Annotated in this window: 12 protein-coding genes; 7 read left to right on the top strand and 5 right to left on the bottom strand. The window is 47.0% G+C overall.

Translation table 11 applies throughout. The annotated features are described in order from the left end of the window. The first annotated feature begins 134 nt into the window (after positions 1–134). The 4 genes from DXA66_RS13945 (at position 135) to DXA66_RS13930 (ending at position 3,088) form a co-directional block, all read left to right on the top strand. Positions 135–2,063, top strand: a complete 1,929-nt coding sequence (locus tag DXA66_RS13945; protein WP_118529315.1) for a recombinase family protein — start codon at positions 135–137, stop codon at positions 2,061–2,063. Next, positions 2,060–2,449: a TnpV protein gene (locus DXA66_RS13940; RefSeq protein ID WP_118529314.1), complete on the top strand. Its 390-nt coding sequence runs from the start codon at positions 2,060–2,062 to the stop codon at positions 2,447–2,449. The genes DXA66_RS13945 and DXA66_RS13940 overlap by 4 nt, the downstream gene beginning before the upstream one ends. A gap of 104 nt (positions 2,450–2,553) precedes the next feature. Next, positions 2,554–2,877 (top strand): hypothetical protein, encoded by a 324-nt coding sequence (locus DXA66_RS13935; protein ID WP_118529313.1) that lies wholly within the window; start codon positions 2,554–2,556, stop codon positions 2,875–2,877. After that, positions 2,852–3,088 carry a hypothetical protein gene (locus tag DXA66_RS13930; protein ID WP_243089115.1) on the top strand — a complete coding sequence of 79 codons (237 nt, stop codon included), beginning with the start codon at positions 2,852–2,854 and terminating at the stop codon, positions 3,086–3,088. The genes DXA66_RS13935 and DXA66_RS13930 overlap by 26 nt, the downstream gene beginning before the upstream one ends. A 168-nt stretch (positions 3,089–3,256) precedes the next feature. Here DXA66_RS13930 and DXA66_RS13925 read toward each other — a convergent pair whose 3' ends face one another. The 4 genes from DXA66_RS13925 to DXA66_RS13910 all read right to left on the bottom strand — a co-directional run bounded on the left by DXA66_RS13925 (position 3,257) and on the right by DXA66_RS13910 (position 7,132). Further along, positions 3,257–4,333 (bottom strand): ABC transporter permease, encoded by a 1,077-nt coding sequence (locus DXA66_RS13925; protein WP_118529312.1) that lies wholly within the window; start codon positions 4,331–4,333, stop codon positions 3,257–3,259. Beyond that, positions 4,330–5,205: an ABC transporter ATP-binding protein gene (locus DXA66_RS13920; protein ID WP_118529311.1), complete on the bottom strand. Its 876-nt coding sequence runs from the start codon at positions 5,203–5,205 to the stop codon at positions 4,330–4,332. Before DXA66_RS13920 ends, DXA66_RS13925 begins: the two co-directional genes overlap by 4 nt. Positions 5,206–5,291: 86 nt before the next feature. Further along, on the bottom strand, positions 5,292–6,470 hold the full coding sequence (locus DXA66_RS13915; protein WP_118529310.1) for a HAMP domain-containing sensor histidine kinase: 1,179 nt from the start codon (positions 6,468–6,470) through the stop codon (positions 5,292–5,294). Next, positions 6,458–7,132, bottom strand: a complete 675-nt coding sequence (locus tag DXA66_RS13910; RefSeq protein WP_118529309.1) for a response regulator transcription factor — start codon at positions 7,130–7,132, stop codon at positions 6,458–6,460. The genes DXA66_RS13915 and DXA66_RS13910 overlap by 13 nt, the downstream gene beginning before the upstream one ends. Positions 7,133–7,293: 161 nt before the next feature. Between DXA66_RS13910 and DXA66_RS13905 the strand changes: the two genes are divergently transcribed. After that, a complete protein-coding gene (locus DXA66_RS13905) occupies positions 7,294–7,611 on the top strand; it encodes a DUF3847 domain-containing protein (protein WP_118529308.1) in 318 nt (105 codons plus the stop codon). Between the two features lie 233 nt (positions 7,612–7,844). On the opposite strand, the gene DXA66_RS13900 is transcribed toward DXA66_RS13905, so the two are convergent. Continuing rightward, positions 7,845–8,666, bottom strand: coding sequence for a PD-(D/E)XK nuclease family transposase (locus tag DXA66_RS13900; RefSeq protein WP_118529307.1), 822 nt, complete (start codon positions 8,664–8,666; stop codon positions 7,845–7,847). 100 nt (positions 8,667–8,766) lie between these two features. Here DXA66_RS13900 and mobQ point away from each other — a divergent pair, with 100 nt between their 5' ends. Both mobQ and DXA66_RS14785 read left to right on the top strand, forming a co-directional pair. After that, positions 8,767–10,344: a MobQ family relaxase gene (gene mobQ, locus DXA66_RS13895; protein WP_347562892.1), complete on the top strand. Its 1,578-nt coding sequence runs from the start codon at positions 8,767–8,769 to the stop codon at positions 10,342–10,344. 14 nt (positions 10,345–10,358) lie between these two features. Beyond that, a complete protein-coding gene (locus DXA66_RS14785) occupies positions 10,359–10,532 on the top strand; it encodes a hypothetical protein (RefSeq protein ID WP_158576396.1) in 174 nt (57 codons plus the stop codon). Positions 10,533–10,585 lie beyond the last annotated feature (53 nt).

The following is a 10,585-nucleotide window of genomic DNA, read 5'->3' as shown; positions in this document are numbered from 1 at the left end:
AGTTCCTATGTGGTCACTGACCCGAAGGGCTATAATGAACAAGGATAAAACAAAGATGCGTTTACAAGAGAGTAAAAATATCGTATCTTTGTTACATATCAAGCAACCCCACTAAAAACAAAGAAGGTGAAACTATGGCAAAATCCAACCAAGGAAAAATCACAGCACTGTACGAAAGGCTTTCCAGAGATGATGAGCTGCAAGGTGAATCTAACAGCATTCTGAATCAGAAAAAGTATCTGGAAGATTACGCTCGCAAAAACGGCTTTAACAACATCCAGCATTTTACGGACGATGGATACAGCGGAACGAATTTCAATCGTCCCGGCTTCCAGTCCATGATTGCCGAAATTGAAGCCGGGCACATTGCAACTGTCATTGTAAAGGACATGAGCCGTTTCGGACGCAATTATCTGGAAGTTGGATTTTACACAGAAATTCAGTTTCCGTCCAAGGGTGTTCGGTTCATCGCTATCAACAACAATGTTGACAGTGCCAATCCCACGGACAATGACTTCACGCCCTTTCTGAACATTATGAACGAGTGGTACGCCAAAGACACCAGCAACAAAATTCGTGCGGTGTTCAAATCCCGGATGCAGGACGGAAAACGATGCAGCGGCAGTATCCCATATGGGTACAAACGGATTCCCGGTGATAAGCAGACTCTCTATGTGGACGAAGAAGCCGCTGCCGTTGTTCGTAAGATTTTTGAGATGGCCGCAAACGGTTCCAGTATGGCCAAAATTGCGCAGACGCTTTCCGATGAAAAGATTTTGATTCCATCGGCGTATGAAGAACAGCATGGTTCAAAAGCTGCACAATGCCATTCGTATCACGATCCGTATCGCTGGAACACTACCACCATCACTTATATTCTTGACCGTCAAGAGTATCTTGGGCATACAGTGCTGCGCAAAAGTATTCGTGAAAACTTCAAGCTGAAAAAACGCCGAGCAGCCACACCGGAAGAACAAATAATTTTTAGAGATACCCATGAAGCCATCATTGACCAAGAAACATGGGATAAGGCACAACGTCTTCGGAAACGTTGCCCGAAAAGACTGCCGGATGGAACGTACACGCATCGGCTGTCAGGCATCGTTTTTTGCGCTGATTGCGGCTCCCGGATGAGTTTTTCTAGTCCTGAAGCAAAGCATCGGGATTCCGGGGTAGTGTATGATTCGGATTCCTCGTGGCAATGCAGCAAGTACCGCAATATGTATGTTTCCTGCACATCACATTTTATAAAGACCTCGACGATTGAAGCCGCCATTCTTGAGGCAATAAAAACAATGACAGGAAAGGTTCTTGAAGATGAAGCGGAATTTGCAGAGCAGCTTCGGGCATTATGGGAAAGCCAGAACAACCAATCGTCCAATGAGTTCAAAAAAGAACTGCTGGCTGTGCAAAAGAGAATGGATGAGCTTGACACTTTGATTCGCAGCCTATATGAAAGCAGTGTTATGGGTAAAATCCCGGAGCGTCAATTCCAACGGCTGATGGCACAGTACGATGAAGAACAAACAGGCTGTGAAACCCGTATGGCGGAACTGAAAAAAGAACTGGATAATACGGAAACGACTAAAGTTGATTTGAAACGATTTATCAAACTGATTCGGAAATATAAAGACTGTGAAATTTTGACCGATGATATGCTGTACGAGCTGGTAGAAAAAGTGGTGATCCATTCCGCATCCGGCGGACGGACGATCTACCGTCAACAGCAAATCGACATTTATTTCAACTTCATTGGCGATACTTTTCCCAGCCAAATCGAAATCAACCACGACGATGCGAAAAAGATTACAGAACAGCAGATAGCCAAGCGTAAAAAGTACCAAAAAACATCTGGAGAAAACCGTAAGAAAAAACGAGCGGCTTTGAGAGAAGCTGCTAAAACTGACCCGCAGGCAGCAGCCGAATACGAAGCACTCTTGCAGAAAAACAGGGAACGCTGCCGCCAATATGCCCAAAAGAAAAAGCTGGCTCAACAAGAGCTTGCCGATAAAACCGCACTTCAATTTGAACCAACCGATGAACTGAAAGGAGAATCCGCATGAACGAACTTGAAAAATCCATCCATGACAACGCCAACGGTCTGGACTACACCCTTGTCAATGACCACTATCTGCCCAATTTGACCGCAGCAGCCCCGGCAGAGCAGCACCCTACCGGGCGGTGGGGCCGCTTACATAAGAAGTATCTGGAAGAACAGCACCCTGTCCGGTACAACCAACTGCTCCTGTCCGGTGAGCTGAGCGGCTACCTTGCCAAGCTGGACAAGCAGGCCGAGGAACAGCTTGCCCTTACCATCCGGCAGATGCAGGATGCCGAGGGCGTAACCGAAGCCCTGAAAGCCGAAAACCAACTGGAATGGGTACGCCGGATGAACAGCATCCGCAGCCGTGCCGAAGAAATCATCAAGACCGAGCTGATTTTTGTCTAATACAATATCGCATCTCTGACCGCTCTGCATGGCTGCAAGGCGGTCTTTTCGTTACATCGGGTCTGCACACGGCAGACCCTTTTTTGATACGGAGGTATACGCCTATGAAACTGACTTTTGACGAAAAGAAACTGCTCTACGCCTACGGCAACCCCGATTTGGCACTGACCCGCAAGCGGCTGTATGAAGTTGCAGGCCTGACGGTTGACCCTGACCTGAACCGGCTGGTATTCGACTTCGTCCGCAAGCTGGAGAACGAATCGCTGCATCTGGAACGCTGGTACGACCAGATGTTCTACTTCGTGCGTGCGGAGATGGAGTGCTATGCCGGGATGCAGAAGCTGGCGCAGGACATTGAGAACGATGAGGACTGGGGGCCTGAGATGTTCAAGGAGGACGAAGATGACGAACGCACTGATGCCGTGTAAGCTGGAAACGATGATTTACGACTGTGGGGATGGGACTTACAGCGTGTTCACGCTGAATCCCGTCTTGCAAAAGCAGCTTGACGCCCTTGCAACGCAGCACCCGGAGGTGTGCCAGCGGAAGGCAAGGGGCGAAGCTGGCGGGGTAACGTATCAGGTCAGGGGTGCCGCACTGGCTATCCAGCCCGTGCGGGGCACCGATCTGCTATGGTAAAATAATCTCCAATCGGCTACCGTATCCCTGCAAGTCATCATTGGTTTGTGTAAACACAAAGAAGCGGCGGCTCTGAAAATTGAGCCGCCGCTTCAAAATGGGCGTGCGGACATGTCTGCTATACGACGGCTTTTTTCTTTTGCCGTCGTCCGGTAGATCATTCCATATTTATGAAACTTGGTGCTTGGCAAATACACGGCGAGAGATACCTGCACCAACTCCCAAAAAGAGTAGTGCTGCCGGGATTGCCCATATCGCATACAGCATACCGTTACTCATTTGTTCCACCGACAGGAGCGAAATAGCCAGTGCATGATAGATAGGAAGAAGTCCAACCAATCGGAACAACGGATTTGCTTCTGTGATTGGCAGCAAAACTGGGAACAGAAAAATTGCTATCGCCGCAACCAAAGCTACAATCTGATTTTTACTGATTGCAGATAGGAACAGTGTAATTCCAGTAACGCTGAGGGTACAGGTAAAGGCCAACAGGATTTGATATTTGAGTAATGTTCCACAAGTGATATTGAAAGGAATAAACCCTTCTACATAGTCGCTGGGAGCGAATAGAATACTACAATCTAGCCCTTCCGTTCCGTAAAAGATAAGAGCAAGAAGCAAGTTAAAAGCCGCAACCAGCGCAGTAGTGAGAATGGCGGTAAGAATGCCTGCTGCTACCTTTGCAGTAGCGCATTTGGTTTTGCCGTATTTGCTTGTCAATATGATATTGTCAACGCCTTCATACTCGCCGGAGAAAATCGGAGCAAGCATGATGATAACCGCAAGAGCAAGGGCGATAAAAAACCGCACCATGTTTTTACTTGTTGAAAGCCAACCATCTACATAGCCAATTTTAATTTCTTCATTACCGAACACATCCGAAACACTTAATCCGTTCCAATTCCCCTCTTTATCAGAAAATCGGGAAAAGGCGGCGGATTGCGTAGCGTTCTGATACAGGTACATAGCATTGAGACCATGCAGATCGTGGGTCGGTGCAAAATCAGACATCATTTGCTGCACCTTTTCGTCTGTCAGGATTCCTTCATATTTAGCTGCAATTTCCTTGTCGATTTTTACTGCTGTTTTGCCAGTACCTTCACCGATATTTTGGTCAAATGCATATTTGTTTTGAAAGGTGGAAAAGGATAGCAAGGCAGAGAACAGGATAATTCCAATTAGAGCGATGAGCGCCAAACGCTTTGAAAACGCTTTCCGCAGTTCAAAAAGAATCAGTTTTTTCATTCTTCACAGCCCCCTTTGAAATAGAACAGGTACAGGTCTTCCAAAGTAGGCTGCACCCTTACCGCATTTTCCATAGACGGACGATCTCCAATAATCCGTAAGATTGTCTGGTTTCCACTGATGTTCCGCAGATTACTTGTATTGTAGGCAGCTGCGTGTTTTTCCGCATAGGCAGTCGGAACCGTACATTCCCATACTTGACCGTCGATTTCAGAAGTGATCTCTTGCGGATTTCCAAAGTGAATGATTTGCCCGGACTTCATCATAATGATTTCCTCCGCAATAAACTCCACATCGGAAACAATATGCGTAGACAGGATCACAATGCGGTCTTTGGAAAAGGCGCTGATCAAATTGCGGAAACGGACGCGTTCTTTCGGGTCAAGCCCTGCCGTTGGCTCGTCTAAAATCAAAATGCAGGGGTCATTGAGCATGGCTTGTGCAATCCCTAAACGCTGTTTCATGCCCCCGGAAAAGGTTTTGATTTTGTGCTTACTTTCCCTCGATAAGTCTACTGCTTCCAGCAGTTCTTTTGCCTTCTTCCGCGCTGCCTTCTCGTCCAAGCCTTTTAGGGCAGAAATGTAAAGCAGAAAGTCATACGCTGAAAAATCGGGGTAATATCCGAAGTGCTGCGGCAAATAGCCTAAGAGGTTTCGATACTTCTCACCCAGTTCAACAATGCTCCTGCCATTCAGCATGATTTTTCCGGAAGTAGGCGTTTGGATATTGCAGAGCAGCCGCATAAGCGTTGTTTTTCCTGCGCCGTTTGCGCCCAGCAAGCCGTAGACACCATTGGTCAGGGTAATATTCAAATTGTCTACGGCGGTTTTGGAGCCGAACTTTTTTGTCAGCCCAATCGTTTTTAATTCCATAAAAAGCCCCTTTCTCCATAGGGAGCAATAAAATACTCTCCATGTGTTTTCATGGAGAGTATAGCGGGGAAATATCTACTTTTTATCTACAAGGCAGGAGATTTGAAGTAGGCGGATACATTTGCTCCAGTTGCAGTATTTTCAATCTTCAAATAGCCGTTGTGGTGTTCACAAAGCAGCTTGCAAATATATAGACCAAGTCCAAAATGCTCGGAATGGTTATTTTCCTCTGTGTAATATGGGCTGGTTGCTTTTTGCAGACTGCTTTTGTCAAAACCCTTCCCATCGTCTGATACGGAAAGCAACAAGCCGTTGTCATGCAAGGCGAAAGATATTGTTACCGTAGTCTGGGCATATCGAACCGCGTTGGCAAGCAGGTTATTGCTGACCTGTGAAACAAATGCGCTGTCAAGGGGCAACTGTGAATTGGGTATATGATTTTGTAAAATCAACTCTTTTGCATTTTTCGCGCAAACGATTTTTGCGCTGTCATACAAAGATGATACCAATGGTTGCAAGCCAATCAACTTGTACTCTGGCTGAGTATCTTCCATACGCCTAAGATTGCTCATACTGCTTACATAGTTTTCCATACGGGAAATATGTTTTCCCATTGTGGCGGCGGTTTCCCTCGTTTGGGAATTGTCGCTGGCTTGTAGCATTTCGTTATAGCCTTTTAGTACTGTCAGAGGGGTACGCAAATCGTGAGCAAAAGCGGCGTTGAGTGCTTTTCGTTCTTCAACTTGCCGCCACATTTTAGAGAAATTGTCCGCAAGGGTTGTCCGCATGATTTCAAAGGACGCGCAAAGCTGCCCCAATTCATCGTTGTTATCATAGTCGATTGAAAAGTCCAAGTCGTTGTTCGCTATTTTTTCAGAAGCAGTCCGCAATTCCACAAGCGGCTTTTTCAGCCTGTTTCTGTAAAATAGCAGCGCAGCAGCGATAATACAGAATGCAGAATAGATAGGAGTTGCAACAATGGGAAGTTTCTCCAGTAGCGCAATGGTACACTCGTCCTCTTTAGACATCGGGACGGGCACTGTCCCGATGTAAGCGCCGTTGCCCAACTGTTCTCCCTGCTCATTCGTCAAATAATATTTTTCGCCGGACGGAGGATAAGATGCACTGATACCCTCGGCAGCACCATCACAGATTGAAAAAGTTGTTACGGATAGAAAGACTGCGAGTACAACAAAGGCAATTACATAGAGAACAAGGCTTTTTCGGAGAGATAAATAGTGCTTGCGGCAATTTACTTGACCCATTTGTATCCACACCCCCAAACCGTTTCAATATACATGCGGTCGGTGTATGCCACGATTTTGGACCGTATTCTGCGGATATGCTCTGCTACAACACTGCTGTCCCCCTCGCTGTCATAGCCCCAAATGTGTTCATAAATTCTCTCTTTATCAAAGACTTGGCCCGGATTTTGAGAAAGCAGTTCCACAATATCAAATTCCTTTTTGGCAAGCCCCACACGCTTACCGTTAAAGAACAGGCAACGCTCTGAATAGTCAATCGTCAGATCACCGACGAACTTGATCTGCGCTTCAAAATTATGTCGTGCTTCCCGGCGCAGGTGAGCGCGTACCCGCGCATCAAGCTCTACGAGGGAAAAGGGCTTTACAATATAATCATCACCGCCAACAGCAAAGCCTTTTACCTTATCTGTATCTTCGATTCTGGCAGTCAGAAAAAGGATCGGGCAGGATATGTGATCACGGATACGCTTGCAAACTTCTAACCCGTCTGTTCCGGGCATATTGATGTCAAGCAAAATAATATCCGGTTGTTTTTCCACTTGCTTTAGTGCTTCTGCACCATTGAAAGCGGGCAGGACACGAAAGCCCTTGCTTTCAAAAAAGTTACCGAGCATAGAAACAATATCGCTTTCATCATCAGCAATCAGTATCTTTGCATTCATTATGCCCACCTCCTAACAGCAAATATAGCAATCATTTTTCAATTATTTATCTATTCTCCTAGACGTATTATATTCGTTATCTCAAAGAATACAAGGCGGTAAATATGAATTATAAAATGTTTGTAAACGAATAAAAGTTTTTGAAAAAGGAGCGTGATGCCATGACCCACCCCAAAACCGCCCTTGCCTACCTCCGCAACGAAAAAGCCAAAGCAGAACAGAAGCTGCGCGCTTGTCAGCACCGGGAGAAAATCCTTGAACGCCAGATGTCGGAGCTGAACCGGAGAGAGCGTGTGCATCGTCTTTGCACCCGTGCTGGAATGCTGGAAAGTTTTCTGGTCTGTCCGGGAGAACTGACCGACGATCAGGTGATGGAACTGTTGAAGATCTCGTTCCGTCAACCTGAAGTCGTGCTGGCGCTTGCAAAGATGGTGCATGACGTTCACGAACGCAGCAACGTCCAAAACCCTTTAGAATAAAGGGCGCAATTATACACCGTTCCGGTGAAATTGCGGTCTTGCAGACGGCTCGATGGAATCGAAGCTGGCGTTTGTGCGCCAGCTTCGATTCCATCCCAAGGAAAACTGCATTTTCCTTGCGCTGCTTTGCAGCTATCTTTTTGCAGAAGAACACGATATAAAGTACAAAAGCCGACTGGGAAAATCCTAGTCGGCTTTTGAATTTTTAGAGATAAAGTTCAATCAAAAGAGCATCAAATTCTTTGCAGTAACATCTTACGGTCATCCTCAGAAATCCCCATGGCATCCATAGCCTGTTCTGGGCTGAGATTCATGTTTTTCATCAGGTTCTTTACAGACACCAAAAGAGTTTTGATGTTCTGCTCAGCAGCGGTTTCGTCCCGCATTTTTTCCATAGCTCTGCACATAGTTGCCACTCCCTTCTCGTTTTCTTTGAAGTACCATACTCGATTGGCCAAAATGGGATAGTACATTTTGCTGGAATCGGTACAGAAAAAGTCATGCATCAATTTACCAAGCGCCGTTTCATCCTTGATCTGCGAGTTGACATAGATGATATGAGCCTGATCATTAAAGATCATACCAGTTTCCTGAACGGTTCGGTCAATATGATAAATCGGAAGCCCGGCCCTCAAAATATCGTTTTCTGTGATAAAGATGACATAAGTTTCATTCAACGCATCGTATTCCTCACCGGAATCTGTCAGGTTTGCATCAAGCAAGCTGCTATTGTAGCGAGCACGTTTTTCACTTGCGCCCCGGTCACTGCGCTGGACTTCAATATTATATGCACGGTTGTTTCGGTCTACCGCCAGAATGTCCAGCCGAACCGAACGTCCCTGCAAATTTTTAATGCTGTATTGTCCATAAACCTCTCGCACAACCAAATCGTCCCGCTTCAGGATGATTCGGAGCAAGAACTCTGCGCAGTCGTGGTCTTCAAACACCGCAGCCATAAAATCATCATCAATCAAACGAAACTCTCGAATCCGCTGCAAATCTTCTTCGTGCTTCCGTTCAAAATCCAGTTCCTGTTCTGATTTTCTTTCTGACATCGGCTCACCAGCTTTCTGTTTACTTATCCAAGATAATAGTATCATAAATCCACATTTTTTACAAGGGAACGTTTCAAATGCTCACAAGGAGGTGATTCCTATTCCGTGTCCGCATTTCAAAATCTCCATCGTAAAACGCAGCCAAGGGCAGTCCGTTGTTGCCGGTGCAGCCTACCAAAGCGGCGAACGGCTGTTCAGCGAGTACGACCAGAAAACGAAATTCTACAACAAGAAGAAAGAACTCGTCCATGCCGAAATCATGCTGCCGCCCCATGCGCCGTCCGGATATGCAGACCGGGCAACGCTCTGGAACGCAGTAGAATCCGTTGAAAATCAATGGAACTCGCAGCTTGCCCGGCGCATCGTGCTGGCGTTTCCGGTGGAGGTGCCGAAGGAACAGTATCTTCCCATGCTCAAAGAATTTTGCAACGAGCAGTTTGTTTCCAAAGGTATGATAGCCGATTTTGCCATCCACGACAAGGGCGATGGAAACCCACACGCCCACATTCTGCTGACACTCCGGGCAATGGACGAACACGGCAGGTGGCTCCCGAAAGCCCGAAAGGTGTACGACCTTGACGAAAACGGTAAGCGCATCCAGCTTCCATCCGGGAATTGGAAGTGTCACAAGAAAAACACCGTGGACTGGAACGACCAGAAGTACGCCGAGGTCTGGCGGCATAGCTGGGAGACCATCACCAACCGCTATCTGGAAGCTGCAGGCAGACCGGAGCGTGTTGATCTCCGCTCATTCGAGCGTCAGGGAGTGCAGCAGATACCGACCGTGCATCTCGGCCCCGCCACACACCAGATGGAAAAGCGTGGAGTGGAAACCTTTCTCGGAAATCTCAACCGGGATATTCGCGCTGCCAACAGCCTGATGCAGTCCATCCGCAACACCATCCGGGGCCTGCAACGCTGGATCGCAGACCTGACCGAAAAGAAGCAGATTCTTCTGGACGCACTGGAACAAGCCAAAGAGCCAACGCTTTCCGACCTTCTGGTGGACTACTTCAACCTCCGCAACGAACAGCGCAGTGATTGGTCTGGCAAGGCAAAACTGAAATGCACTGTCCGGGACTTTGAGGAAGTCAAACAGGCGGTGGACTACCTGAAAGCCCATTCACTGAACACCGTTGAAGATTTGAACCAAGCTATTGACAGCTTAAACCAGACTGCCGCCCCTCTCCGCAAGCAGTTGAAGCAGAACGAGAATCGGATGCGGGCAATCGCTCAGATCAAGAATGCTGCGATCATCCATGCCAAGCTGAAGCCTATCCACGATACCTTTCTAAAAAAGAACTTCAAGCTGACGAAAGATGCCTATGCCAGCCAGTACAAGGAGGAATTGGACGCTTTCAATAAAGCTGTCCGCACTCTGATGAAACTGAACGGCAGCACGGCGGTGGATTTTTCGACATTGGATGCCGAATTTTCTGCGCTGCAATCCGGCAGCGCAGAGCTGCGTGCCCAACTTGAAACCTTGCAGCCGGATATCTCCGCACTGAAAAATATCCGCAAGTATATCGACATGGTGCTGAATAATCAGCAGCTTTCCGCACCGGGCGGCAAGACCCCGGAAAAGGAATCGGTGCTGAAAAAGTTGAATGATAGCAAGGCAGCTCTTGAAGAGAAAAAATCACAGTCTCAGCCAAAAGACACTGAACACACATTATAAACGGAGGAGCACGAATGAGTGAAACTATCACTTTGACCGAACATCGCCCTGCGGATGGAATGTTGACCATGCGAGTCAAAAACACAATTTACAACGTCAACATCTTTTTCAATCCGAACTCAAAGAACACATTAGACACTCGAATGCGGAAAATCATCCAAAAAGAAGCGAAAGCTGGCAATTTTTAAATTTGCAGCAGCATCTTGATTTTTTATCTTGACAAAATGCAGCCCAAAGGCAG

Source organism: Faecalibacterium sp. OF03-6AC (assembly GCF_003478175.1).
GTDB classification, from domain to species: domain Bacteria; phylum Bacillota; class Clostridia; order Oscillospirales; family Ruminococcaceae; genus Faecalibacterium; species Faecalibacterium taiwanense.
This window is presented reverse-complemented; position numbering and strand designations above follow the sequence as displayed.